Source organism: Rhodococcus baikonurensis, from assembly GCF_040489275.1.
GTDB classification, from domain to species: Bacteria; Actinomycetota; Actinomycetes; order Mycobacteriales; family Mycobacteriaceae; genus Rhodococcus_F; species Rhodococcus_F baikonurensis.
Genome location: NZ_JBEUOQ010000004.1, coordinates 298,393 through 323,724, shown reverse-complemented (window position 1 = coordinate 323,724; position 25,332 = coordinate 298,393). Strand labels below are relative to the sequence as shown.

General features: G+C 63.0%; 26 protein-coding genes. 6 read left to right on the top strand and 20 right to left on the bottom strand.

The annotated features are described in order from the left end of the window. Positions 1 to 73: 73 nt before the first annotated feature. Genes ABWI03_RS12265 through echA20 form a run of 4 tightly spaced genes read right to left on the bottom strand, consistent with a single transcriptional unit; the run spans position 74 to position 3,576 of the window. Positions 74 to 1,135: an NAD(P)H-dependent flavin oxidoreductase gene (locus ABWI03_RS12265; protein ID WP_075832222.1), complete on the bottom strand. Its 1,062-nt coding sequence runs from the start codon at positions 1,133 to 1,135 to the stop codon at positions 74 to 76. Continuing rightward, entirely contained in the window at positions 1,132 to 1,887 is a 756-nt protein-coding gene (locus tag ABWI03_RS12260; RefSeq protein WP_003945796.1) for a CoA-transferase subunit beta, read from the bottom strand. The genes ABWI03_RS12265 and ABWI03_RS12260 overlap by 4 nt, the downstream gene beginning before the upstream one ends. Beyond that, entirely contained in the window at positions 1,884 to 2,792 is a 909-nt protein-coding gene (gene ipdA / locus ABWI03_RS12255; RefSeq protein ID WP_003945662.1) for a cholesterol ring-cleaving hydrolase subunit IpdA, read from the bottom strand. Before ipdA ends, ABWI03_RS12260 begins: the two co-directional genes overlap by 4 nt. Positions 2,793 to 2,799: 7 nt before the next feature. After that, positions 2,800 to 3,576 carry a (7aS)-7a-methyl-1,5-dioxo-2,3,5,6,7,7a-hexahydro-1H-indene-carboxyl-CoA hydrolase gene (gene echA20 / locus ABWI03_RS12250; protein WP_003945611.1) on the bottom strand — a complete coding sequence of 259 codons (777 nt, stop codon included), beginning with the start codon at positions 3,574 to 3,576 and terminating at the stop codon, positions 2,800 to 2,802. A 102-nt stretch (positions 3,577 to 3,678) separates the two neighbouring features. Here echA20 and ABWI03_RS12245 point away from each other — a divergent pair, with 102 nt between their 5' ends. Beyond that, complete coding sequence (locus ABWI03_RS12245) at positions 3,679 to 4,593, top strand: SDR family oxidoreductase (protein ID WP_353798722.1); 915 nt, start codon at positions 3,679 to 3,681, stop codon at positions 4,591 to 4,593. Between the two features lie 64 nt (positions 4,594 to 4,657). Here ABWI03_RS12245 and ABWI03_RS12240 read toward each other — a convergent pair whose 3' ends face one another. The 4 genes from ABWI03_RS12240 to ABWI03_RS12225 all read right to left on the bottom strand — a co-directional run bounded on the left by ABWI03_RS12240 (position 4,658) and on the right by ABWI03_RS12225 (position 7,548). After that, complete coding sequence (locus tag ABWI03_RS12240; protein WP_095970994.1) at positions 4,658 to 5,329, bottom strand: GNAT family N-acetyltransferase; 672 nt, start codon at positions 5,327 to 5,329, stop codon at positions 4,658 to 4,660. Between the two features lie 94 nt (positions 5,330 to 5,423). After that, the gene (locus ABWI03_RS12235) at positions 5,424 to 5,837 is read right to left on the bottom strand and encodes a DNA-binding protein (RefSeq protein ID WP_298779224.1); all 414 of its coding nucleotides are present in this window, start codon (positions 5,835 to 5,837) and stop codon (positions 5,424 to 5,426) included. Between the two features lie 57 nt (positions 5,838 to 5,894). Next, positions 5,895 to 6,383, bottom strand: coding sequence for a nitroreductase family deazaflavin-dependent oxidoreductase (locus ABWI03_RS12230; RefSeq protein ID WP_095970995.1), 489 nt, complete (start codon positions 6,381 to 6,383; stop codon positions 5,895 to 5,897). Between the two features lies 1 nt (position 6,384). Continuing rightward, a complete protein-coding gene (locus ABWI03_RS12225; RefSeq protein WP_095970996.1) occupies positions 6,385 to 7,548 on the bottom strand; it encodes a steroid 3-ketoacyl-CoA thiolase in 1,164 nt (387 codons plus the stop codon). A 174-nt stretch (positions 7,549 to 7,722) separates the two neighbouring features. Here ABWI03_RS12225 and ABWI03_RS12220 point away from each other — a divergent pair, with 174 nt between their 5' ends. After that, on the top strand, positions 7,723 to 8,973 hold the full coding sequence (locus ABWI03_RS12220; protein ID WP_298779232.1) for a cytochrome P450: 1,251 nt from the start codon (positions 7,723 to 7,725) through the stop codon (positions 8,971 to 8,973). 194 nt (positions 8,974 to 9,167) lie between these two features. Here the strand turns inward: ABWI03_RS12220 and ABWI03_RS12215 are convergent, their stop codons facing one another. From ABWI03_RS12215 to ABWI03_RS12190, 6 genes are all read right to left on the bottom strand, one after another. Then, positions 9,168 to 9,548, bottom strand: coding sequence for a VOC family protein (locus ABWI03_RS12215; RefSeq protein ID WP_020906296.1), 381 nt, complete (start codon positions 9,546 to 9,548; stop codon positions 9,168 to 9,170). A 176-nt stretch (positions 9,549 to 9,724) separates the two neighbouring features. Beyond that, entirely contained in the window at positions 9,725 to 10,135 is a 411-nt protein-coding gene (locus tag ABWI03_RS12210) for a nuclear transport factor 2 family protein (protein WP_007734269.1), read from the bottom strand. 9 nt (positions 10,136 to 10,144) lie between these two features. After that, the gene (locus ABWI03_RS12205; protein WP_095970998.1) at positions 10,145 to 11,008 is read right to left on the bottom strand and encodes a TIGR03619 family F420-dependent LLM class oxidoreductase; all 864 of its coding nucleotides are present in this window, start codon (positions 11,006 to 11,008) and stop codon (positions 10,145 to 10,147) included. A 36-nt stretch (positions 11,009 to 11,044) separates the two neighbouring features. Beyond that, entirely contained in the window at positions 11,045 to 12,226 is a 1,182-nt protein-coding gene (locus tag ABWI03_RS12200; RefSeq protein ID WP_095970999.1) for a thiolase family protein, read from the bottom strand. Then, positions 12,226 to 13,296, bottom strand: a complete 1,071-nt coding sequence (locus ABWI03_RS12195; protein ID WP_124568833.1) for a thiolase family protein — start codon at positions 13,294 to 13,296, stop codon at positions 12,226 to 12,228. The genes ABWI03_RS12200 and ABWI03_RS12195 overlap by 1 nt, the downstream gene beginning before the upstream one ends. Positions 13,297 to 13,306: 10 nt before the next feature. Next, complete coding sequence (locus ABWI03_RS12190) at positions 13,307 to 14,284, bottom strand: Zn-ribbon domain-containing OB-fold protein (protein WP_172436585.1); 978 nt, start codon at positions 14,282 to 14,284, stop codon at positions 13,307 to 13,309. Positions 14,285 to 14,357: 73 nt separating this feature from the next. Here ABWI03_RS12190 and ABWI03_RS12185 point away from each other — a divergent pair, with 73 nt between their 5' ends. Together ABWI03_RS12185 and ABWI03_RS12180 are read left to right on the top strand one after the other, a co-directional pair. Beyond that, positions 14,358 to 15,395: an LLM class F420-dependent oxidoreductase gene (locus tag ABWI03_RS12185; protein WP_095971001.1), complete on the top strand. Its 1,038-nt coding sequence runs from the start codon at positions 14,358 to 14,360 to the stop codon at positions 15,393 to 15,395. Positions 15,396 to 15,569: 174 nt separating this feature from the next. After that, positions 15,570 to 16,544, top strand: a complete 975-nt coding sequence (locus tag ABWI03_RS12180; protein WP_298779244.1) for a hypothetical protein — start codon at positions 15,570 to 15,572, stop codon at positions 16,542 to 16,544. Positions 16,545 to 16,664: 120 nt separating this feature from the next. Here ABWI03_RS12180 and ABWI03_RS12175 read toward each other — a convergent pair whose 3' ends face one another. Further along, positions 16,665 to 17,489: a crotonase/enoyl-CoA hydratase family protein gene (locus tag ABWI03_RS12175; RefSeq protein ID WP_070796348.1), complete on the bottom strand. Its 825-nt coding sequence runs from the start codon at positions 17,487 to 17,489 to the stop codon at positions 16,665 to 16,667. A 79-nt stretch (positions 17,490 to 17,568) separates the two neighbouring features. On the opposite strand from ABWI03_RS12175, the gene ABWI03_RS12170 reads away from it, so the two are divergent. Both ABWI03_RS12170 and ABWI03_RS12165 read left to right on the top strand, forming a co-directional pair. Further along, positions 17,569 to 19,242, top strand: coding sequence for an acyl-CoA synthetase (locus ABWI03_RS12170; protein WP_298779248.1), 1,674 nt, complete (start codon positions 17,569 to 17,571; stop codon positions 19,240 to 19,242). Beyond that, positions 19,242 to 20,357 (top strand): NAD(P)H-dependent flavin oxidoreductase, encoded by a 1,116-nt coding sequence (locus ABWI03_RS12165; protein WP_003945863.1) that lies wholly within the window; start codon positions 19,242 to 19,244, stop codon positions 20,355 to 20,357. The genes ABWI03_RS12170 and ABWI03_RS12165 overlap by 1 nt, the downstream gene beginning before the upstream one ends. Before the next feature lie 55 nt (positions 20,358 to 20,412). On the opposite strand, the gene ABWI03_RS12160 is transcribed toward ABWI03_RS12165, so the two are convergent. From ABWI03_RS12160 to ABWI03_RS12140, 5 genes are all read right to left on the bottom strand, one after another. Beyond that, positions 20,413 to 20,568: a hypothetical protein gene (locus ABWI03_RS12160; RefSeq protein ID WP_019746984.1), complete on the bottom strand. Its 156-nt coding sequence runs from the start codon at positions 20,566 to 20,568 to the stop codon at positions 20,413 to 20,415. 67 nt (positions 20,569 to 20,635) lie between these two features. Further along, positions 20,636 to 21,373, bottom strand: coding sequence for a FadR/GntR family transcriptional regulator (locus ABWI03_RS12155; RefSeq protein WP_007734278.1), 738 nt, complete (start codon positions 21,371 to 21,373; stop codon positions 20,636 to 20,638). Between the two features lie 60 nt (positions 21,374 to 21,433). After that, positions 21,434 to 22,252, bottom strand: a complete 819-nt coding sequence (locus ABWI03_RS12150) for an ABC transporter ATP-binding protein (RefSeq protein ID WP_200313750.1) — start codon at positions 22,250 to 22,252, stop codon at positions 21,434 to 21,436. Then, complete coding sequence (locus ABWI03_RS12145) at positions 22,249 to 24,330, bottom strand: dipeptide/oligopeptide/nickel ABC transporter permease/ATP-binding protein (RefSeq protein WP_298779723.1); 2,082 nt, start codon at positions 24,328 to 24,330, stop codon at positions 22,249 to 22,251. The genes ABWI03_RS12150 and ABWI03_RS12145 overlap by 4 nt, the downstream gene beginning before the upstream one ends. Then, positions 24,330 to 25,289 carry an ABC transporter permease gene (locus ABWI03_RS12140; RefSeq protein ID WP_029254514.1) on the bottom strand — a complete coding sequence of 320 codons (960 nt, stop codon included), beginning with the start codon at positions 25,287 to 25,289 and terminating at the stop codon, positions 24,330 to 24,332. The genes ABWI03_RS12145 and ABWI03_RS12140 overlap by 1 nt, the downstream gene beginning before the upstream one ends. Positions 25,290 to 25,332 lie beyond the last annotated feature (43 nt).

Genomic DNA, 25,332 nt, shown 5'->3' with positions numbered 1-25,332 from the left:
GCAACGCACAGAGTGCGCCTCCCTCGACTACGCGTAAAGCGCAGTGGGGGAGACGCACTCGGACAAATCTGGGTCAGCGAAGAGCCGCAAGCGCGTCGATACGCCCCACAGCACCTTCCATGATGCTTTCGATCAGTTCCTTACAGCTGGGCAGATCGTTGATCATGCCGACAACCTGACCCGACGCGAGAACACCGGCTTCGGTGTTGCCCTCGACCAGTCCGGCCTTGAGCAACATCGGGGTGTTGGCGGCCATGATGATCTGCATCAGAGTGCGGTCACCCGAGCGCTTCATCGCCAGACCGTCCTTGGCGAGCGTCGACCACTTCATGCCTGTCATGGCCTTGAACTTGGTGGCGTTCTTGGCTGCGGCGATCAAACCGGTTGCATAACTGGAACCTTCGAGGCTGTTGACCAAGTCGGTATTGAGCACGCGGTGAGGCATGCCGTCGACCTTGCGAGAGACTGTTGTATCCGTCAGTCCGCGCTTGAGATACTCCTGCTTGACGGAATCGGGTACCGAAGAGTCGCTGGTGAGCAAGAAACGCGTCCCCATCGCGACACCGGCAGCGCCGTACGCCAACGCGGCAGCCAGCCCGCGGCCGTCGAAGAATCCGCCACCGGCGATGACCGGAATATCGACCGCGTCGAGAACCGAGGGGAGAAGCAATGTCGTTGCCACACCGCCGGTGTGACCACCACCTTCGCCGCCCTGGACGATGACGGCGTCCGCGCCCCAGGACGCAACCTTGACCGCATGCTTCGCGGCACCGATCGAAGGTACGACGACGATGCCGTGGTCCTTGAGTTTGGCGATCAGTTCCTTCTTGGGAGCCAAGGCAAACGACGCGACCTTGACGCCCTCACGGATCAGCAGGTCCGCGCGTTGCGGGGCGTCGGTGGCGTCGGCACGCATGTTGACGCCGAACGGCTTGTCCGTGAGCTGCTTCGTCTTCTTGATCGCGTGCTCGAGCTCGTCGTAGGTCATCGTGGCCGAAGCCAGGATGCCGAGACCACCGGCGTTAGCCGTCGCCGACGTCAGTGCGGGCCCGGAAACCCAGCCCATACCCGTCTGCACGATCGGGTACTCGACACCGACCAGTTCGGTCAGCGCGGTCTTCAGGGTGGGGGTCATGCCGAGACCTCACGGTCCCGGAGGTTGCGCGGATCGAGGGTCTCACGGATGAGGTGGAGTTCTTCGGCGGTGGGGTCGCGGGTGATACCGGCCTCGGCGAGTCCGGCAACCTCGAACGAGGTGTTCTCGGCTACCTCTTCCGCCGTGACGCCGGGGTGAAGGCTCAACGCGCGGAACGTGTTTCCGGGACCTCCGAAGTCGAAGACACCGAGATTGGTGACGACGCGGGGGATGTTCAGGTACTTGTATGCCGGGTTCTCGGGGTCGATCTGGTCGTAGCCGACACCGCACACCACGTCGACCTTGTCGACGAACACTCGCTTGGAGTGCTTGGGGACGAAGTAGCTCGTCGCGTGGTTGATGGTGTTACCCGGGGCGCCGCGCACACCGAACATCTGACGCGTCGGCTGCTGAAGCGGGCCGAAAGCGGAGAGGTTCTGGTTGCCGTGGCGATCGAGCTGATTGGCACCCATGACAACGTGGCGACGGCCGGAAGCGACGACGTCGAACACCTTGCGGAAGGGCATCCATCCTTCGACGGGGCCCTTCGTTCCGACTGCCGGAGTGTCCTCGAGGATGAGGGCTTCACCATCGGTGATCAGCAGGTCGGGTTCGGTGGTGAGCCGAGCCAGGCGAGCGCCGATGGTGGACGACGTCGACATGGGGCTGGCCATGATTTCGCCTGCACCGGAAAATATTTCAGCGCATGCGAGAACGACGTACTCTGCGCGGGTGACGGTGGATTCGCTCATTTTGCCTGCTCCCCTGCCTTTGATGAATCGGCAAACTTCTTTACTGCGGCTTGGTAGTCCTCTTCGCTGCCGGAGAGGAACGTGTCGACGAACGCCTGCCACGACTCGGGGGTCTTGGCGGACTCGGCGTAGTGACGCTGGAACTTCTCGTCGCGGCCGTAACTTTCGCCGGCCAACGTGAAGTGTGCACCATTGGGTGCCTCGACGACGGCGTCGACCATCATGCGGTTGAGCAGAAGGTTCTGCAGTGGAACGGATTTGACCAGTTCCTCCGTCTCGACGATGCGTTCGACGGAGACGTAACGCTTCTCGGCGGCCATGCAGTACAGGTCGTCGAAGTACGGGTCGACGCCGTTGTACGCGGCATTGCCGTGCTTGTCACCGAGATTGAGGTGGACGAACGACGCATCGAGGTTGAGCGCAGGCATCGCGATCAAGGTCTCGGAACGGCCGTCGGCCTCGGGATACGGGGAGGTGACGGTCTTGAGTTCGTCGCCCCAGAAGTTGCGGACGTCCGAACCCAGGCCGGCGCGGATCGGGAGGAAGGGGAGACGGGCGGCAGCGGCTTCGAGGCCGCACTTGACCATTCCTTCGTCCATCTCGCGCACTTCGATCTCACCGGCGGTGCGCGCCTTGGCAAACCACGGATCGTAGAACGGCGCGGAGTCCAGGGACACGAAGCCGTAGTACGCCTTCTTGACCTTGCCGGCCGAGCACAGCAGTCCGAGATCCGGTCCGCCGTAAGTGACCACGGTCAGGTCCTTGATGTCCGAACGCAGAATCGCACGCACGAAGGCCATCGGCTTGCGGCGAGATCCCCAGCCGCCCAAGCCGATCGTCATTCCGCTGCGGAGTTCGCCGACTACCTCGTCGAGCGACTTCGTCTTGTCACGCTTGCTAGCCATGTTTTTCTCAGCCTTCCTTCTGGGTTGCGTTCTCGCGCGGCTTGCCGGTGGCGACGAACTCGTCGCGGTGCTCGTCGGACACACCGAGGAGGTTGAGTTCGAAGGTGTAGCCCTGCTCGAGGCGGTAGCTGCCCTTGACGTCGACCGGGTCGATGCCGTTGATGGCTTCCTTGGCGCACCGGATGATGCGGGTGTCCTTGGCGGCGATCTTCGCGGCGATTTCGCGAGCGCACTCGTCGAGCTTCTCGCGCGGAACCACGTCGTAGACGCTGCCGAACTGCTTGAGTGTGTGGGCGTCGACGCTCTGCGCCGTGTAGTAGAGCGTGCGCATCATGTGTTGCGGCACCAGGCGCGAGAGGTGTGTGGCAGCGCCGAGTGCGCCGCGGTCGACCTCGGGGAGGGAGAAGATCGCGTCGTCGGAAGCGACGATCACGTCCGCGTTCCCGACCAGTCCGATGCCGCCACCGACGCAGAATCCGTTGACTGCCACGACGACGGGCACAGCGCAGTCGTAGACGGCAGCGAAGGCTGCGGCACAACCGCGGTTGGCGGCGACCAGTGCGTCGAATCCCTCGGTGGCCTGCATCTCCTTGATGTCGACGCCGGCGTTGAAACCGCGTCCCTCGGCTCGCAGGATCACCACGTGCGTGTTCAGATCCTTGCCCGCGTCGAGGATGGCGTCGGCAAGCTCGAACCATCCCTTGGACGGGATTGCGTTGACCGGCGCGTAGTCGATGGTGACCGTGGTGATGCCGGTTCCGTCGGAGGAGGTGCTGATGCCCATATCGGGATTCCTTACGTCTGTGTACCAAACCAAGCGATTGCTTGGTAAGTTAGCACACAAGCGGAGCCGACAAGCCCGAGCAGAGTGCATTAGGAGACAAAAATGAGTGGATTGGTCGACGGACGCGTAGTCATCATCACCGGGGCAGGTCGAGGTATCGGACGCGCGCATGCGTTGGCGTTCGCGGCTGAGGGGGCCAAGGTCATCGTCAACGACATCGGTGCGGGTGCCGACGGTTCCGAGACCGGCGAAAGTCCGGCCGAGCAGGTTGTCGCGGAGATCATCGCTGCAGGTGGCCAAGCAGTGGTCAACGGAGACGACGTCGCCGACTGGGCGGGCGCCGAAAATCTGATCAAGACCGCGATCGACACCTTCGGTGGCCTGGACGTACTCGTGAACAACGCAGGCTTTCTGCGTGACCGCATGCTCGTCGGCATGAGCGAAGGCGAGTGGGACGCGGTAATCCGTGTGCACCTCAAGGGGCACTTCGCGCCCCTGCGTCACGCTGCTGCCTACTGGCGCGGTGAAGCCAAGGCAGGCAAGACCGTCGACGCACGCATCATCAACACCAGTTCGGGTGCAGGACTGCAGGGTTCGATCGGCCAGGGCAACTACGCAGCGGCGAAGGCCGGTATCGCCGAGATGACCATCCAGGCCGCGGCCGAGCTCAAGAATTACGGCGTCAGTGTCAATGCGATCGCACCTGCTGCGCGCACGCGCATGACAGTCGGTGCAGGTGGGGCGATGGCAGAAGCGATGGCAGCTCCGGAAGAGGGCTTCGACGCCATGGCTCCCGAGAACATCTCGCCGCTGGTCGTCTGGCTCGGCAGCGCCGAGGCCAAGGACGTCACGGGCCGGGTATTCGAGGTCGAGGGCGGAAAGATCACCGTCGCGGAGGGCTGGCGTCACGGCCCGAGCGAGGACAAGGGTGACCGTTGGGACCCGAAGGAGATCGGGCCCGTCGTGGCAGCGCTGTTGCAGAAGGCTGAGATTCCGACGCCGGTGTACGGGGCGTAGGGCCTCCGGCCCCGTGAGTGGTTAAGGAGTGCAGGGACTCCTTAACCACTCACAGGCGTGCCGCCTACGCAGGCGCCCGAACCACCAGCACGGTGCCGGGGAACTCTGCTGCGAGCTCGCGCCGCGAATGCTTCACGCAGGCGGTGCCGTAGCCCTTCTTGCGGGACTCGGGTGCAATCCAGATCGCGACGTTGACCTCTTGGCCGTCGAGTTCGCCGAACACCAGACCGACGCTCTTCGGGCTGTCGCCGGAGACGTCCTCGGCGACGAACCAGGCAGCGCTCTCGTCGTCGATACGACCGAGACCGCCGACGCGCTCGGCTTCGATTCGATCCTCGCTCCACGGATTGCCGTCTTCGCCGAGCTGCTCGCCCGAACGAATCGTGAACAGCGACTTGTCCTCTGCGCTGTCGCTGAACGGACGCAAGCTGAAGTTCTGCCCGCTGCTTGCGGGGCGATCGAGCGTCGTCCATTCGAGTGTTGCGTCGAGATTCTCCAGCTCGCCCTGGATGCGATCGCGTGCAGCCTTGGTCAGTGCGCTGAACTTGAGGCTCAGAACTGCTTCGGCATTTGCTTCCGACGTGCCGAGGAGTTCCGCGACGGTGGTCAGTGCCTCCTGGTGGTCCTTGCTGTCGACCACTGCATCCAGCACCTCGTGGCGACGCTCCAGCGCACGCACGAGTGCGGAAGTGATCTCGCGTCGGTCCAGGATCTGATCTTGAATATGCGTCGTCATATATGCGACTCCTTGCTGTGTTCGAGGCTCTGTCGAAACGCCGTGCGGACCGTACGAGTCAATAGTGCTCCAACTCGCCCGTTATGGCACGCGTTCAGCCTCCGGTGCGGCGAACGAGCCGTTCGTAGCGCTGGCGGGCGGCTTGAGTGCTGCCGAGCCCGAGTCCGAAGGCAATATCCTGCCAGGTCATGCCACGTTCGCGAGCAATTCCGAGGAACAGCGCTTCCAGCTGTTCCATTTCGGCTCGGGCCTTGGGGATCAGAGTCAACGCAGCCATGACGTCGGCGTCGTCGACCTCGGGTTCGTTCGGCTGCGGTGTGTCGGTTCCGCCGGCAAGACGAGCCACGACGCGCACCGCGCCGTAGGGCTCGAGCATCTCCGGATGGGATTGCCGTGCGCGCTGGCTTTGGATCGCGCCGTGGCGCTCGCTGATCCGAAAGAGCCCGGCGTACTCGCGATGTGCGCGTTCGCGGCCGGAATCGATCGGTCTGAACTGGTCATCGGTCATGAACCCAGGGTGGCACGAACCCGGGTCGGTGTAAACGTTGTGTTGTAAACAGTTCGTTTAGTTCTTCAGTGGCTCGCACACGATGACGGGAATGATCCGGTCGGTCCAGGCTTGATAGTTGTCGAAATCCGGATACATCGCCGTCAACTTCGGCCACAGCCGAGCGCGCTCGTCCTCGGTGGCGACGCGGGCTTTCATCGAGCGGATCCGAGACTTGATCTGCACCGTCACCACCGGATCCGCCTTGATGTTGAGGTACCACATCGGGTTCTTCGGAAGACCACCTTGCGACGCCACCAGAATCACGTCTTCGCCGTCCTCGAGGAACAGCAGCGGACTGATCCGCTCCTCGCCGGATTTGCGACCGGTGGTGGTGAGCAGGCAGATCGGCAGCCCGCGTGGGAACGCGCTGCCGACCCGCCACTTGCTACCCAGCCTCCCGTCGGTGGCGCGATACATGGCGACGTTTGCCTTCGACATCCACTTGATGATCTTGACCGTCGCCGGAGCGTCGAGTCCCTTGGGTTTGGCTGGGGGAGTGGTCATCTCAGATACGCTCGATGATGGTTCCGGTGGCCAGCGCGCCGCCGGCGCACATCGTGATCAGAGCCGTCGAGCCGTTGCGACGCTCCAGTTCGTGCAGAGCGGTGGTGATCAGTCGAGATCCAGTGCTGCCGACCGGATGGCCGAGAGCGAGCGCGCCGCCGTTGACGTTGACGTTGTCGAAGTCGGGTTCGTGAACCTGAGCCCAGGACAGTGCGACGGATGCGAATGCTTCGTTGATCTCGAACAGATCGAGGTCGCCGATCTTCATTCCGCTCTTCTCCAGAACGCGGCTGGTTGCCTGCACCGGTCCGTCGAGGTGGAATTCCGGCTCCGAGCCGACCAACGCCTGGGCGATGATGCGGGCACGCGGCTTCAATCCGAGCGCGCGAGCCTTGTCCTCGTCCATGAGCAGGACTGCGGCAGCACCGTCGGAGATCTGGGAAGACGTTCCGGCCGTGTGAATCCCGCCTTCGAGGACGGGCTTCAGACGGGCAAGGGACTCCGCCGTCGTATCGCGCAGGCCCTGATCGCGATTGACGAGCTTGGTCTCGCCCGTGAGGTTTCCTTCCTTGTCGACCTGGGGTGCCGAGAGTTCGAGAACCTCGCGGTCGAAACGCCCTTCCTCCCAAGCCTGCTTGGCCAGCGCCTGCGAGCGGACGCCGAGAGCTTCGACGTCGTCGCGAGTAAGACCGCGTCGGCGTGCGATACGTTCTGCAGCTTCGAACTGGTTGGGCATGTCGATGTCCCACGTCGCGGGTCGACGCGGTCCGGCCTGATCGCCGACGTTTGCGCCGAGGGGAACCTGGCTCATGGCTTCGATGCCGCAGGCGATGCCGGCGTCGATGGCGCCCGTGGCGATCAGTCCGGCGATCAGATGGTTCGCCTGCTGAGCGGAACCGCACTGGCAGTCCACGGTCGTTGCGCCGGTCTGCCACGGCAGACCTGCATGCAACCATGCCGTGCGCGTGATGTTGTTGGACTGAGCGCCGGCCTGGGTGACGCAGCCGCCGATCACCTGCTCGATGAGCAGCGGGTCGATACCCGACCGGTCGAGAACGCCCTTCTGGGCCGCTCCGAGGATCTCGGCGGCATGCAGACCGGCGAGCCAACCTCCGCGCTTGCCGATCGGTGTACGGACAGCCTCGACGATTACTGGTGTGCCCACAGCGGGCTCCTTTCCTTGTAATGAAAAAGTAGAACAGGTTCTCTGCGGGAAGCAAGACCTGTCGACGTTTCCTTTCCTAGTAAGCAGGCTTGTGTTTCAATGAGAGTAGAACGTGTTACACATCACGGATCCCCATCACCCCTGTGATGAAAAGGCTTAGGGCAGGAGACATCAGTGGCACAGCCCGCATTCCCCGAGGGAATCGACTTCACGGACCCCGACATCTACGCGGAACGCATGCCGTTCGAGGAGTTCGCCGAACTCCGGAAGACGGCCCCCGTGTGGTGGAATCCGCAGCCCCCGGAAATCGGTGGATTCCAGGACGAGGGCTTCTGGGTGGTCACCCGTCATGAAGAGGTCAAGGAGGTTTCGCAGCGAAGCGACATCTTCTCGACCCACGAGAACACTGCGATTCCTCGCTTCGCCGACGACATCCCGCGTGAGAACGTCGAGATGCAGCGGTTCATTCTCATCAACAAGGACGCTCCGGAGCACACCAAGCTGCGCAAGCTGGTCTCCCGCGGATTCACCCCGCGCGCCATCAACAGCCTGCGCGAGGAACTGACCGAGCGTGCCGAAAAGATCGTCACGACCGCGGCTGCCGGCGGTGCCGGAGACTTCGTGGTGCAGGTCGCGTCCGAGCTTCCGCTGCAGGCCATCGCCGAACTTCTCGGTGTGCCGCAGGAAGATCGAATGAAGCTCTTCGACTGGTCCAACCAGATGACGTCGTACGACGACCCCGAGTTCGACATCGACCCGCAGGCGGCGTCGATGGAGATTCTGGGATACGCGTACCAGATGGCGGATCAGCGCAAGAAGTGTCCCGCCGATGACATCGTCACCAAGCTCATCGAAGCGGACATCGACGGAAATGAGCTCTCCCCAGAGGAATTCGGCTTCTTCGTGATCCTGCTTGCGGTCGCGGGTAACGAGACCACTCGCAATGCCATCACACACGGCATGGTTGCCTTCCTCGACAATCCCGACCAGTGGGAGCTGTACAAGAAGGAACGTCCCAAGACGGCGGCCGACGAGATCGTTCGTTGGGCCACCCCGGTGACGTCTTTCCAGCGCACCGCGCTCGAAGACACCGAACTCGGCGGACAGAAGATCAAGAAGGGCGATCGCGTCGTGATGATGTACGCGTCGGCCAACTTCGACGAAGACGTCTTCGAGAACCCCATGAAGTTCGACATCATGCGTGACCCCAATCCGCACCTCGGATTCGGCGGCACCGGTGCGCACTACTGCATCGGCGCCAACTTGGCCCGTCTGGAAATCGATCTGATCTTCAACGCGATCGCCGATCACCTACCCGACATCACCAGGCTCGGCGATCCCCGCCGCCTGCGCTCGGGCTGGCTCAACGGCATCAAAGAGTTTCAGGTTGATTACAAGACATCGGGCTGCCCGGTCAAACACTGATCCGGACATATACTGACCTGGTAACCGGCGAGTAGGTTCTGTGAAGCTTTTCGGGAGTTGCCTCGGCACTCTCGAACACGCAGAACTACAGTAGACGTTCCGGGGAGCCACTCGTTGGCAACCTGGAACTGCGGCGGCGTCTGCGGGATCCCTCATCTCCCGTAGGCGCCGCCGTTTGTAGTTCACTCTCTCATTCAGCCGCCGTACGGTTTGGTGATCGCTTCCAGGAAATGTCCCGACGGGTCGAGGAAGTAGACACCACGCCCACCGTCGTTGGTGTTGAAGCCGGTACTCGACTGGCGCGGATCGGCCCAGTGATCAAGTTTCAACGCCTGTATTCGCTGGTAGATGCCGTCGAAGTCATCTTCGGAGACGAGGAAAGCGTAGTGCTGAGACGCCACCTCGGCGCCCTCTTCCACCTGTGCGAAGTCCAGTGTCACGCCGTGCTCGAGTTCAACGCCGAGAAAGTAACCGGCTTCGACCGGGCCTGGCAGACCGAACATGTGAGTGAAGAACCACGCAGACTCTTGTCGGTCTTTTGCGGCGATGATGGTGTGATTGAACGAAATGGTCATGAGTGACCCCTTGCAGTACGACGCCTCCATGCCTGACGCAGTCCGTCATCGACACGCGACGTTGGGAACCAGGAAACCATTTCGAGGTTCTCGGTGCAAGTACGACAGGCTGATTCGACTACGACGAGAGCGGCCCCGGTCGATGACCGGGGCCGCTCTCGTACTGGGGGGGGTTCTCAGGCTTTGCGCGCCGTCTTCATCGCACGGTCCACTTCCCAGAATGCTCGAAGCGACGCGATCTTGCCGTCGTCGTTCACCCGGTAGACGAACACGCCTTCGGCGTCGATGATCGAGCCGCCGATGGTCGTACGGATCTTGCCGATGTTGACGTTCTCGTTGCCGCACACCAGGGAATCGTCGATCAGAAACTCGAGCTTGTCCGCGTTGGCGATCGTCATGTCGTAGAACTTGGAGATCGCTTCACGCCCGTGATGGCCTTTGCCTTCGGGGTCGAAACCCGACGGCCCGACCGGATCTTCCACCCAGCCGTCCTCGGCGAAGAGGTCCAGCCAGGCTTCCTTGTTCTTGCCACTCGCGGCGGCGCGCGATGCGTTACCCGCGACGCGGGCGGGGTGCTCGTCGGTCATCGCAGCTCCTCAGTTGATGTACTGTTCGGCGAACTTGCGCATCGAATCCTGCTTTGCCTCGAGTGGGGCATCGAATCCGATTCCGTCGAAAACCCAAGGCACGGTGATGATGTCCGTGACGCCGGCGTCCTCGAGTTCTGCGTAACCGTCCTTGCCGAAACGGTCGATGCACACCGTCTGGATTTCGTACGGCTCGTTCTCGCGGCCGTACTCGGCGCGCAATTCGCGCAGTCGTGCGATCACACCCACCAGGTCGTCGAACTTGATCATCGCCGACGTCCATCCGTCGCCGACTCGTGCAGCTCGCTTGAGTGCGACCTCGGTGTGGCCGCCGACGTAGAACGGAACCGGCTTGGTGGGAGCCGGGCTCATCTGCAGGCGATCGAAATCGAAGAACTCACCGTGGTACTCGACCATGCCGCCGCCGAGAATCAGCTTGAGAACGTCGATCATCTCGTCCACACGTGCGCCCCGACGCTTGTACGGAGCGCCGCACCACTCGAACTCTTCCGGAGCCCAACCGATTCCGACGCCGAAGCCGAAGCGGTTGTTCGTCAGTGCCGCCACCGATCCGACCTGCCGCGCGAGCAGGACCGGATTGCGGCTACCCAGCTTGAGCACCTGGGTGTAGAACTCGATCTTCTCGGTCACCGCGCCCATTGCGGCCGCGGCGATCAGCGGATCGACCCAGGGGGTCTCGGCATTCCACATCCGAGACCCGTCCGGGGTGTACGGGTAATCCGCCGCCTGCGTTTCCATGAAGAACAGTGAATCGGGGAGAGCGATCGACGAAAAGCCGCATTCCTCGGCCGTTTTGGCGATACCGGCTAACTGGTCCAAGGGGTTCATGGCAACCCCGACGGTGTACTTCATCTTCGGCCTCTTCCTGATCGGCGTGTGTGCTGCTGCTTACGTGGTGGGGCGTTCGGAGCCGACGACCCACATCGAGAAGTACTGCGAGCCACCGCCGTAGGCATGGCCGAGAGCCTTGCGGGCGTCGGCCACCTGGTGATCGCCGGCGCGGTGCATGACCTGCATCGCGGACTCGGCGAACCGGATCATGCCCGAGGCGCCGATCGGGTTGGACGAGAGAACGCCTCCCGAGGCGTTGACCGGGAGCTTGCCGCCGATCGCGGTTTCTCCGGCCTCGGTCAGCTTCCAGCCCTGACCTTCCTCCGCGAAGCCGAGGTTCTCGAGCCACATCGGCTCGAACCACGAGAACGGGACATAGATTTCGGCGCAGTCGATCTCGTTGAGCGGATCGGTGATTCCCGCTGACTTCCACAGCGCGGCCGCGGCGTCGCGGCCGGCCTGCGGATTGACCTGATCGCGTCCGGCGTAGAAGGTCGGCTCGGTGCGCATGGCCGTCGCGTGGATCCAGGCGACGGAACGACCCTCGGCCTCCACCTGTGCAGCAGCTTCCTCGTTGCCGATCACCAGAGCGCACGCGCCGTCCGAGGACGGGCACGTCTCGTCGTAGCGGATCGGATCCCAGAGCATCTGAGATGCCTTCACCGATTCGAAGGTGATGTCCGGCTGCCGCAGGTGCGCATAAGGATTGAGGCTGCCGTTCAGCCGATCCTTCACCGCGACGAGGTAGCCGATGTGCTCCGGTGCGCCCGATCGACGAATGTACGAACGGACGTGCGGGGCGAAGTATCCACCGGCACCGGCGCCGACGGGCATGTTGAACGGAACCGGTGTGGACAGCGCCCACATGGCGTTCGACTCGGACTGCTTCTCCCAGGAAACCGTCAGAACCCGCTTGTGGACCCCGGATTTGACCAGACTGGAGGCGACGATAGCCGTCGAACCGCCCACCGAGCCGGCTGTGTGAACACGCAGCAACGGCTTTCCGTTGGCGCCCAGGGCATCCGACATGGCGAGTTCGGGCATCATCGAACCCTCGAACAGGTCGGGGGCCTTTCCGATGACGACGGCGTCGATGTCGTCCCAGCCGACGTTGGCATCGAGCATCGCTGCGTCGATGGCTTCACGGACCAAGCCCGCCATCGAGACGTCGTGACGCTTTGCGACGTAGTGAGTTTGGCCGGTGCCGAGCACGGCCGCGAGTTGAGGCGTTCCGGCCATCAGTTCCGTCCCTCCAAGACTGCTACCAGGTTCTGCTGCAGCACAGGGCCGCTTGTTGCATGGGCCAGAGCGCGATTCGCCTGGCCGTCGAAGATCGCCTTGGCGGCGTGGCCGATTCGTTCCAGACCACCGGCGAACAGTGGGTTGCCGCTCAGCGGTCCGCCGGACGGGTTGATCGTGGTGGCGTCGGTCAGGCCGATCGCTTCCTTCAAGATCAATTCCTGGTGAGTGAACGGTGCGTGCAGTTCGGCGACGTCGATGTTGCCGACCTCGCCGCCCGTTGCCGCCTTGGCCGCCGACGTAGTGGACGGCGACGTGGTCAGGTCACGTGCGCCCAGGTTGGGGGAGTCGATGCGATGCTCGAGTCCGGTGATCCACGCCGGCCGCTCGCAGAGATCGCGGGCGCGGTTACCCGAGGCCAGGACGATTGCTGCCGCACCATCGGTGATAGGCGCACAATCGTGTGCGCGCAACGGATCTGCGAGGAAGGGGCTGGCGAGAAGTGCCTCGACGTCGACCTCGCCCGCGAGCTGAGCCTTCGGATTGCTCAGCGCGTGACGACGGCTGCGAGCTGCCACCTCCGCCATGTCCTCTTGCGTCCACTTACCCGCGTCGAGTCCGAGTCGGGCCTGAAGCCCTGCGATCGAGACGGAGTCGGGCCACAGCGGAGTGACGAGGTACGGATCGAGCTGCATGGACAGGATCTTGCGCAGGTGCCCGGCGGAAGACTTGCCGAATCCGTACACCAGCGCGGTCTCGACCTCGCCGGTCAAGATCTTGATCCACGCTTCGTAGAAGGCCCACGCAGCGTCCATCTCGACGTGAGATTCGTTGATGGGCGGTACCGCTCCGATGGAGTCGACGGCCGAGATGAAGGAGAACGCGCGACCGGCCAGGTAGTCGGACGATCCGGAGCACCAGAAGCCGATGTCGGACTTGGTGATTCCCAGATCGCTGTAAAGCTGCTGGAAGCACGGGACGAGCATCTCGACGCCGTTGGTGGTGCCGTTGGTTTCGCGGACGTGGGGTGCCTGAGCAAAGCCCACGACTGCGATGTCTGCAGAAGTCATTTCAGGAGCCTCACAGGTGGTGTTGGAAGGTGGAGTACTCGGCGTCGGGTTCACCTGTCGGCCGGAAGTATTCGATGTTCTCGAGGGTGTAACCCCACTCTTCGCGAGGCTTCCACTTGGCTTCGACGCGCATGCCCATCCGTACGTCCGCGGCATCACATTCGAGGATCAAGTGCAGGAACGGAATGTCGGCCCCGTCGAGAAGCACGTAGGCGGCCACGTAGGGCGGCTTGATCCGCTGCCCGAGGAACGGGACGTTGACGATGCAGAAGGTGGTGACAATTCCCTTGTCCGGCAGTTCGATCTGCTCGCTCGTCGGCTTCCCGTTGGTGGGATTGGCGCCGCGCGGTGGGATGTAGATCTTGTCTTCGGGTCCGCTACGACCACCGATCAGCTTGCCCTCGGCGAGACCGCGGAGGTAGAAACTCTCCTCGGCTGAAGCGGAATGCATGAAGTGCAGGTCGACAGGCGTCGTGATCATGGTGACAGGATCGGCGCTGGGATCGACTGTCGCGATGCCGTTTTCGCTCTCACCTGGTTCGAAGCACTCGATGTCCTTGATCTGCCCGATCCGCTCCGACGCCCAGCGAGCACGAACCCGCAGGCCGGTGCTGATGTCGTCGGGGGAGTCGACGTCGACCGCGTGGAGCATGGACGTGTCCGCGCCGTCGAGCTTGATCAGGGCCCACGCGAAAGGCTTCGTCAGTGGTTGACCCTCGATGGGTTCGGGCATCCACGTCCAACTCACGACCGTTCCGCCGTCGGAGACTCCGACGAAGTCGGTCAGTGGTTCGGCCGTGTCCGGATCGAACTCCGGTGGCGGAACGAAGACACGACCGTTCGACCCTCGTGCGCCGATCACCTTGCGATCACGCAGGGCAGTCACGAACGCGCCGATGGTCGGTCCCGTCGATCTGGTGTAGTCGAAATGGAGATTCAATGGTGCGCTCAGGGGCTTGTCGGCCACCCCGCTCTTTCCGATGGTCACAAGATCGAGTAGAACAGGTTCTAGAGATTGTGGCAAGAGTCACTTCTGATCACCGGCAATGTGGAGGCCTGCGATGAAGCTTGGGTTGCAACTCGGATACTGGGGCGCACAGCCGCCGGCAAACGCCCCGGAACTGATCGAGGCTGCGGAAGGTGCGGGATTCGACGCGGTCTTCGCGGCGGAGTCGTGGGGCTCGGACGCTTTCACTCCGCTCGCCTGGTGGGGATCACGCACCGAGAAGGTTCGGCTCGGTACGTCAGTCGTACAGATCTCGGCGCGAACACCGACCAGCTGTGCCATGCACGCGCTCACCCTCGACCACCTGAACGGCGGACGAACGATCCTCGGGCTCGGCGTATCCGGACCACAGGTCGTCGAAGGTTGGTACGGCCAGCCTTTCGAGAAACCGCTCGCACGCACCCGTGAATACGTCTCGATCGTGCGCCAGGTCCTTGCCCGTGAAGCGCCCGTCACCAGTCCCGGTCCCCACTACCCTCTGCCGTATGCGGGACCGGGCAGTTCGGGACTTGGCAAGCCGCTCAAGCCCATTACGCACCCGCTGCGTGCGGACATCCCGATCTGGCTCGGCGCCGAAGGGCCGAAGAACGTCGCGCTTGCCGGCGAAATCGCCGACGGGTGGCTGGCGATCTACTACACCCCGCGCCTGGCCCCGATGTACAACAAGTGGCTCGACGAAGGCTTTGCTCGCGCCGGGGCCCGTCGTAGCCGCGAAGACTTCGAGGTTGCCGCCACGTGCCAGGTCATCGTGACCGACGACCGAGCAGGCGCCATCGCCGCTCTCAAGCCGATGACCGCCCTCTACGTCGGCGGAATGGGCGCCCCGGAGTTGAACTTTCACGCGCAGGTCTACAAGCGGATGGGCTACGAGAAGGAGGTCGACGAGATCGGTCGTCTCTTCATGTCGGGCCGCAAGGAGGAAGCCGCTGCCGTCGTCCCCGACGAGATGGTCACCGAGACCATGATCATCGGCAACGTCGACGAGGTGCGCGCCGACGTGAAGCGTTGGGAGGAAGCCGGAGTCACGATGCTGCTGGTGACCTGCCGCGACGCCGACCATGTGCGAGAGCTCGCGGCCGCGGTGGGTGGTTGAGCGGGGCGCCCCCTTTTTTTCGAGCGGGACCCCCCTTTTTTTTCGAGCGAACGGCATGTTCAGCGCATCTGAGGCGCTGAACGCGCCGTTCGCTCGCCGAAAGTTATCCACAGGGCCACCAAAACCCCAGGTCGCCTCCGGAGCCCGCGCTGCTACTCGAGTCATGCTGCAACCATGCGGCGTGGAACGTGGGGCGATGATCTGGACGCGATCTACCGCGTCAGTAGAAGCGGAGTGATCCGAACGGCGGAGTTGGCGCGATTGGGCGTGTCCAACTCCGCCGTGCACACCCGGTGCCGAGTGGGTGGACCCTGGCAGCGCATTTTGCCAGGAGTCATCCTGCTCCGAAATGGTCAGCCGACGCCGCGTCAACGATCGATCGCTGCGCTCATGTTGAGCGGTGACGAGTCTCTGCTGACCGGGCGATCTGCCATGTCGGAGTACGGATATCGGATGCATTCCGGGGATGTGCAGGTGCTCATCCCCATCGACCGTCGTGTTCAATCGGTTGGGTTCGTCACGGTGGAGCGCACTGTTCGACTGCCTGAGTCGGAGATTCACAACGGTCTGCGCTGTGCGCCGCTGCCGAGGGCACTACTCGACGCTGCGAGGCGGTGCAGGGCCCTCGATCCCACACGGGCACTCATTGCCGAGGTCGTTCAGCGTGGCGACGTCTCGGTGCGCGAACTTGCGAAGGAACTCGAGGCGGGCAGCAGTCGGGGGTCCGCGCTACCTCGGGTCGTGTTGCGCGAAGTGAACGCGAACGTCCACTCGGTTCCGGAGGTTCACGCGCGAAAACTGTGGCAGCGGAGCGGTCTGCCGGAAATGTTGTTCAACCATGAGATCCGGGATGCGAAGGGAGACTTCATCGCAATTCCGGACGGATGGATCGATTCGGTTGCCTTCGCGTGGGACATCGACTCGTTGGAATGGCATGCCGCGCCGACGGACTACAAGCGCACGGTGGAACGTCGGACGCGAATGCAGAATGCGGGAATCATCGTGTTGCCGACGGTGCCCAGTGCACTGCGAACGGACCCTGATCGCGTGATCGAGGACCTGCGTGCGCACTACAGATTGGCGCAATCCCGTCCTCGGCCTCAGGTGTTCGCGAGGTCGAGGTGGGTGAAAATGGACGAAACCGGCTGAGCGAACGTACCTTTCGGCGCACTGAAGGCGCCGAAAGGTACGTTCGCTCGAAAAGGGCGTGGGTCAGACAGGGTGGGTCAGAGGGGGTGGGTCAGACGGGGTGGGTCAGACAACCTTTACTCAGATGCCCTTGAACTGGGGTGCCCGCTTCTCACCGAAAGCCCGCGGGCCCTCCTTGGCGTCCGCGCTCATGAACACCTTCATGCCCAATTGCGCGTCGATCTGGAAGGCCTCTTCCTCGTGCATGCCCTCGGTGTCGCGGATGGTCTTGAGGATCGCCTGCACGGCGAGGGGGCCGTTGGCGCTGATCAGGTCGGCGAGCTCCAGTGCCTTGTCGAGGGCCTGGCCGTCCGGGACGACGTGGCCGATCAGCCCGATCTCCTTGGCTTCGGGCGCTTTGATGTGACGACCGGTGAGCAGGATGTCCGCCGCGATCGTGTACGGAATCTGGCGCACCAGACGCACTGCGGAACCGCCGAGTGGGAAGAGCCCCCACTTGGCTTCGGAGACGCCGAACTTTGCGCTCTCGCCTGCGACGCGGATGTCGGTGCCCTGCAGGATTTCGGTTCCGCCGGCGATGGCTGCACCCTCGACCGCGGCGATCAGCGGCTTGGTCAACCGGCGACCCTTGAGGAGGCCTTCGATCTTGGACATGTCGACGCCGCCGCCCGCGAAGGAATCTCCCGGCGGCTTGGCGGACATGTTCTTGAGGTCGGCGCCGGCGCAGAAATCGCCACCTGCTCCGGTCAGGATCGCCACACGGATTTCGGGGTCGTTGTCGACCTGGTCCCAGGCGTCGACCATGATCGCCATCATCTCGCCGGTGATGGCGTTCTTACGCTCGGGGCGATTCATGGTCACGATGAGAACGTGGCCGCGCTTCTCCACGAGGCAATGCGGCGCGGTTTCCGAAATGTCTGATTTTTCGGTCGTCGAAGTGGACACTGATGGCTCCTGGCGGGTCTGTGAGCTGGCTCTCAAATTGGGTCTTGCCAGAAACGGTAACACGTTCTACTTTGAACTCGTGGCCCTTAACATCGCAGACTTCGTAGAGCACGCAATCGACCTCGTTCCGGACCGCGTTGCGCTGGTCTCGGACAACCGCGAGATGACTTATGCGCAGTTGGAGGACCGAGCAAACCGCCTCGGCCACTACCTGCGTGAACATGGCGTTCAGCCGGGTGACAAGGTCGGCATCTACTGCCGGAACGTCATCGAGGCGATCGAGGCCATGGTCGCCGTTTTCAAGATCCGGGCCGTGATGGTCAACATCAACTACCGGTACGTCGAGAACGAGTTGCAGTACATCTTCGACAACTCCGACATGGTGGCACTCATTCACGAGCGCCGCTACTCGGACAAGGTTGCGAACGTCCTGCCGAACACTCCCAAGGTCAAGTCCGTCATCGTGGTCGAGGACGGCACCGATCTGGATTTCAGTGCTTTCGGCATCGGCTACGAGGACGCACTCGCGCAGAGCTCGGGTGAGCGTGATTTCGAAGAGCGCAGCAACGACGACATCTTCATGCTCTACACCGGCGGCACCACCGGAAGTCCCAAGGGCGTCATGTGGCGTCACGAGGACTGGTGGCGTGTGCTCGGCGGCGGCATCAACTTCGTGACCGGCGTTCCGGTCGAGGACGAGTACGAGATGGCGAAGGTCGGCGCTGCCAACCCGAGCATGATCCGCTACCCGATCCCCCCGATGATTCACGGCGGTTCGCAGTCTGCGGTGTTCCACAGCCTCTTCGGCGGCGGAACCTGTTTGATGCACCCGGAATTCGACGCCCACGAGGTGTGGCAGAACATCGACAAGCACAAGGTCAACCTGATCTTCATCACGGGTGACGCGATGGGCCGCCCGATGCTCGACGCACTGATCGCCGGAAACCCGGCGACCGGTGAGCCGTACGATCTTTCGACGCTCTACGTGATGGCCAGCAGTGCTGCACTCTTCTCGCCGAGTATCCAGGAGCAGTTTCTCGAACTGCTGCCCAACCGCTTGCTGACCGACTCCATCGGCGCGTCCGAGACCGGCTTCGGTGGACTGGCAGTGCTGAGCAAGGGCCAGAAGCACACCGGCGGCCCGACGGTCAAGATCGACGCCTCCACAACGGTTCTCGACGACGACGGCAACGAGGTCGAACCCGGATCGGGCAAGCGCGGCATGCTCGCTCGCAAGGGCAACATTCCGCTCGGTTACTACAAGGACGAGGTCAAGACGGCCGAAACCTTCCGCACCATCAACGGCGTTCGTTACTCGATCCCCGGCGACTACGCGCAGGTCGAAGCCGACGGCACGGTCACGATGCTCGGCCGCGGTTCGGTGTCCATCAACAGCGGCGGCGAGAAGGTGTACCCGGAAGAGGTCGAAGGCGCCTTGAAGGCGCACCCGGACATCTTCGACGTGCTGGTGGTCGGTATCCCCGACGAGCGCTTCGGTCAGCGGGTTGCCGCAGTGGTTCAGGTACGTGAAGGCACGTCACCGACCTTGCATGACATCGCCACCGCAGCGCGCAAAGAGATTGCCGGATACAAGGTTCCGCGCAGCGTGTGGTTCGTCGACCAGATCAAGCGCAATCCGGCAGGCAAGCCAGACTACCGCTGGGCCAAGGCCGAGACGGAATCGCGCGAGGCTGACGATCACAACGGAAACGGCGCTCCTGTGGCGTCCGCAAACGAAAGCGTGGAAGCCTGATGCGTTCGGATCTGGCCGACAAGTTCGGCATCGAATACCCGATCTTCGGATTCACTCCTTCCGAGCACGTCGCCGCCGCGATCAGTCGCGCAGGCGGTCTGGGCGTTCTCGGTTGCGTCCGGTTCAACGACCCGGAAGAGCTCGAAGCTGCACTGACGTGGATGGACGAGAACACCGACGGGAAGCCGTACGGCGTCGACATCGTCATGCCGGCCAAGGTGCCGACCGAGGGTGGTGCCGTCGATCTCGACAAGCTGATCCCGGAGGAGCACCGCGCCTTCGTCAATCGCACGCTGGACGAACTGGGGGTGCCGCCGCTGTCCGACGACGTCGAGCATGCGACCGGCGTACTGGGATGGCTTCACTCGGTGGCGCGGTCCCATGTCGATGTTGCTCTGGGGCATCGGATTGCGCTGATCGCGAATGCGCTGGGATCGCCGCCCAAAGACGTCATCGATCAGGCGCACGAGAAGGGCGTTCCGGTAGCAGCACTGGCCGGCGCCGTCGAGCACGCACGTCGTCACGTCGAGAACGGCGTCGACATCGTGATCGCGCAGGGCTACGAGGCCGGCGGTCACACGGGCGAGATCGCTTCGATGGTTCTGGTCCCGGAAATCGTTGATGCACTGGGTGATTCAGCTGCTGTACTGGCTGCCGGCGGTATCGGCAGCGGCCGTCAGGTGGCTGCTGCACTCGCACTCGGTGCGTCCGGAGTGTGGATGGGCTCGTACTGGCTCACCACCTCCGAATACAAACTCGGCAGTGCGTCGGGCGAGGGCCCGTCCGCTATTCAGCGTGCACTGTTGGGCGCGACGTCGGCCGACACCGTACGTTCGCGCATCTACTCGGGTAAGCCCGCTCGGTTGCTCAAGACCAAGTGGACGGAAGCCTGGTCGAACCCGGGAGCACCGGCGCCCTTGCCGATGCCGCTGCAGAACCTGCTGGTCAGCGACGCTCATCAGAGAATCGCTGCATCGGAGAACCCGGAAGTTGTGGCAATGCCCGTCGGCCAGATCGTGGGCCGGATGAACGAGATCCGCCCCGTCGCCGAGGTCATGGCAGAGCTGGTGTCAGGGTTCGAGGACGCGCGAACCCGACTGGATTCGATGAAGTAGTAGATGACACGTACGTATGCCCTCGGCCGAGTTTCGGCCGAGGGCATACGTCGTTTCAGCCGGCGAGGTCGTCCGGTCCGACGCTGTCCGACAACCATTCTCCGCGGCTGAGGGCGCCGTCGTCGCGGCGACGTGCGATCACGAAAATGACGAGGGCGGCAGCGAGGACAACTGCGAGAACGCGCGAAGGCGTCAGGTTCGGGTTCTTCATACCCGTAATTTTGCCGGAAGAACGGGCGCGATGGTGAGGCAGCGGAGCAAAATCACGTGTTTCGAGATTACTGCGCTTCGGACGCATGGAGACTGGCGATCCGCTCGCGCAGGCCACCGAAGTGCACATCGAGAGTGTGCGCCGCCTCGACGGCATCACCCGTACGGATCGCGTCGAGAATCGCACGGTGCTTCGACGCGATGTCGATCAGTGGCGTGTCCGAATGCCCGATGGCTTGCTGAATCTCGCTGTACACCTGCCAGAAGACGTCCATCAACTGAGCGAGGACCTGGTTGTCGAGCGGGGAGTACAGGCGGGAGTGAAAGGTCGCGTCGATGTCGGAGAAGTTTTTCCCGGCGGCGGCACGAACCTCCATACCGGTGACGAGTTCGTCGAGGTCGGCGTGGTCGGCCGACGTCATCTCGGCCATTGCCGCACCGATCAATCCGGTCTCGAGTGCTTGACGAATGTCGACCAGTTCCATCGCCTCGTGCCCGGTGCCCTGCAACGACAACCGGCCGCGGAAGGTCAGGCCGTCGGCGAGAGCGTCGAAGTTGCTCGGGGCGACGAACATTCCGAAGCCGTGACGGATCTCGACGACGCCCAAGGCCTGCAGAACCTTGAGTGCCTCGCGGAGCGTGTTCCGGCCGATTCCCAACTCCTCGGACAGTTCGGCCTCGGTGGGCATCGGGTCGCCAGGGGAGAGTCTGCGTTCGAGGATCAAGTTCATGATGTCCGTCTGAAGTGCGCGCATGCGGTTTTGCGCGCTGAAACGAGCGCCCTGTGTGCCACTCCGGACAGACATCGATTCCCCTTTTCTGATACGAACGTCCTTCATCCTATGTCCGGTCATCCGCTCCATTGGTCAACCCACGTCAACGGTGCGTTGCAGGAGACTGGGCGCCGCACCCAGCAGTTTGGCCGTGTACGCGTCCGACGGGTTGTCGAATACTTCCTGCGCCGTTCCCTGCTCGACGATCCGCCCGGCGTTCATGACGACGATGGTGTCGGAGACGTACCGCACCGTTTGTATGTCGTGCGAGATGAACACCATGCCGAGCCCCAGTCGAGCTTTGATGTCGCTGAGCAGGTTCAGGATCTGCGCTCGCACCGAGACGTCGAGAGCCGACGTCGGCTCGTCGGCGACGATGACGTCGGGTTCGAGCGCGAGCGCACGCGCGATCGCGACACGTTGACGCTGACCGCCGGAGATCTGACTCGGGATGACTTCGAGTGCGGATTGAGGGAGCCCCACCAAACCAACCAGCTCGCGAACGCGGGCTGTTCGGCTCGCGCGGTTGCCGATGCCGTGGACGTCGAGCGGATCGGTGAGGATGTCGGCCACCGTCATTCGCGGATTGAGTGCGGTAGCCGGATCCTGGAACACTATCGAGATCGCCCGCCCGAACTCCTTGCGCACGCCCGCCGATCGGGTCAGAGCCCGTCGGCCGCGAAAGACCACGTCGCCCGACGTCGGTTTCTGGAGTCCGACCATGACTTTGGCCAGAGTGGACTTACCGCAACCCGACTCGCCCACGATGCCGATCGTCGCCCCTCGTCGTACCGCGATACTGACATCGTTGACCGCGTGAACCGTGCCGGGTTTGAACAGTGATCCCGAACGGGTCTTGTGGACGACGTGAATGTTCTTCAGTTCCAGGATGGGTGCTTCAGCTGTAGTCATCGCACGCTCTCCAATTCCAATTCCGATTCTGCGTGTGCGGGAGTCGCGGACTGGTTCGCGAAGAAATGCTCGGTCCCGTCGATACGGACCATCTCCGGCTTACGGAGGGGATCGGAATCCGGGCGGGTGGAACGCTCGGCGAAACGGTCTCCCGGCGCGAAGCTTCCGGGTGACGGAACGGTTCCCTGGATCTGATGCAGTCGCGGCGCTTCGTCCTCGATGGAGAGAACGGCACCGAGAAGGCCCTGAGTGTATTCGTGGCGGGGATCGACGAGCAGGTCACTCGTCGGCGCCGACTCGACGACCTGACCGGCATACATCACCGTGATCTTGTGGGCGAGGGAGGCGACGAGGGCCAGGTCGTGGCTGACGAAGACCATCGCGAATCCCAGCTTTTCCCGAAGGTCGTTGAGCAAGTCCACGACCTGGGCCTGGACGGTGACGTCGAGGGCGGTGGTGGGCTCGTCCGCGACGATCAACCGCGGACTACGGGTGAGCGACATCGCGATCAGGACGCGCTGACGCTGACCACCGGAAAGCTCGTGTGGGTAGCTGGCGAGAGTGCGCACCGGATCGAGTCCGACGAGTTCGAGCAACTCCTCGGCTGTGCGGGTACCGCCACGCTTGGTGAGCTGCTTGAACTGCGCGCGGATCAGCATCGCCGGGTTCAGAGAACTCAGCGCATCCTGGTAGATCATCGCCATGTCGTGTCCGCGCAGCTTGTTTCGCTCCCGGTTGTTCAGTTCGAGGACGTTGACGCCGTCGAACAGGATCTCGCCGGTCACCACTGCTGTCTTGGGCAGTAGACCCATGATCGCCAGCGAAGTGAGCGACTTTCCGCAACCGGACTCGCCGACCAGTGCCATCGTCTCGTTCGGGCGGACGGTGAAGCTCACGTTGTCGACGATCGCGGTGTCTCCGTAGCGTTCGGGGAACCGGATCGTGAGATTGCGGACCTCGAGGAGGGGCGCTGCATCGCCCTCGTACACAAGACGATCGGACCGAGACCGCTCGGTTTCCGCCAGGATCTTCAGGTGAGTTTCGAGAGGGGTCGGCTCGGCGGCCGGCTTCAGAACATCTTTCACGACGCTGGAGTCGGCGAAGTCGTCGATCAACTCCGGGGTCTCGGTGACTGCAGCTTCGTCCTCCAGAATGAGCTCGTTGGAGGTCTCCTCCGCTGCGGCAGTCTGCGCTGCTTCCAGTGCGGAGGGCGTCTTCTTGGTTTTCTTCAGACTCGGATCTGCCATCGCGTCGGTCAGGCCCTCGGCGAGCACGTTGAGGGAGAGCACCGTCAGAAGAATGAGCAGTCCGGGGAATACCGTTGCCCACCAACCACCGAGAAGGACCATGTTCTTGCCGTCGGCGATCACCGATCCCCACGACGGATCCGGGGGACGGACACCGGCGCCGATGAACGACAGGCTGGCCTCCAGCACGATGGCGTCGGCGACCATGACAGTGCAGAAGACGAGAACGGGCGCAGCACAGTTGGCTACGACGTGCTTGACGACGATGTGTGAAGTTCTTGCACCGATGACCTTTTCGGCCGCGACGTAGTCCTCGCCGTACTGAGCGAGAACGTTCGCGCGAACGACGCGGGCCACCATCGGCGTGTAGAGGAACGCGATCGTGACGATCAGAACCGGGATCGAACCACCGAAGGCTGCGACGAGTACGGCAGCGAGCGCGATGCCCGGGAACGCCATGACTACGTCGAGCACACGCATGATGGTCTCGTCGACGCCTTTTCGGCTCGTTGCGGCCACCGATCCGATGAGAGCGCCGGCGCACAGTGCGAGGAAGGTGGAGCCGAGACCGATGGTCAGCGACCAGCGTCCGCCGTAGAGCAAGCGGCTGAACAGATCTCGGCCGAGACTGTCCTGACCGAACCAGTGCTCGGCGCTGGGGCCCGCGGTACCGACCGCCTGTTCGAGTGGGGTGTACTGCGTGATCAGCGGCGCGAAGAGGCAGGCGAGCACGATGATCGCGAGAACCGCCATCGACAGCCAGGCCGAGAGGGGGAAGCGAGAAAAGGTGATACCGGGTCGCGAAAGCTTCTCGGTGAGTTTTCTTCTCATCATGCTGCGCTCCGAAGTCGTGGATTGACGAGCAGGTAGAGGATGTCGACGGCGAGGTTGACGACGACGAAGCCGACCGCGATCACGATGACAACACCCTGAACGACTGCGGGATCACCGTTGGTGACGCCGTTGATCATGAGCTGACCCATTCCGGGAAGACCGAAGATCTGCTCGATGACCACGGCGCCGCCGAGGAGGTAACCGACACGCAGGCCCAGAACGGTGAGCGGGTTGATCAGCGCGTTACGCAACACATTCCGTCCGATCACCACGTGATAGGGCAGGCCGCTGCCGATTGCGGTACGGACGTAGTCCTTGTCCAGCTCCTCGACCATGGACGTGCGGATGATTCGCGTCAGTTGCGCCGCGACGGGCAGTGACAGAGACAGCGCAGGGAGCGCCATGTACCAGAGCCAGTCACCGACGGAGTCGCTCGGATTGACGTAGCCACCGGTAGGGAACCATCCGAGTTGGACAGCAAGGTACTGAATCATCAGCAGTGCCAACCAGAATGACGGTGCTGCCACACCACCGAGGGAGATCACTCGGATGACCTGATCCGGCCAACGATCGCGGAACAGTGCGCTGGTGACACCGAAGATCAGCGAGAGCACGATGGCGATCACCAGTCCGAGAACCGTGAGCTGAATGGTCAGTGGCAGAGCGGTGGAGATCGAATCCAACACCGGGGTACCGGAAATCAGACTGTCACCCATGTTGCCGCTGACCAGATCGGTCACGAAGTGAACGTATTGCAGAGGAAGCGGATCGAGCAGTCCGTTCTCTTCCTTGAACTGCTGCAACTGTTCCGCAGTCGGGTTGCCGCCGTTGAACGCCGCGGTTGCGGGATCGGTGGGCGCGAACTGCATCACGATGAAGACGAACGCGATGATGCCGAGGATCAGGGGGATCAGTATCAGTAATCGCCTGATCAGCATGGGGAGGACTCTTGCCATCGGGGGATCTCTCAGTTGTGGGAAACGGCCGAGCACACGGGTA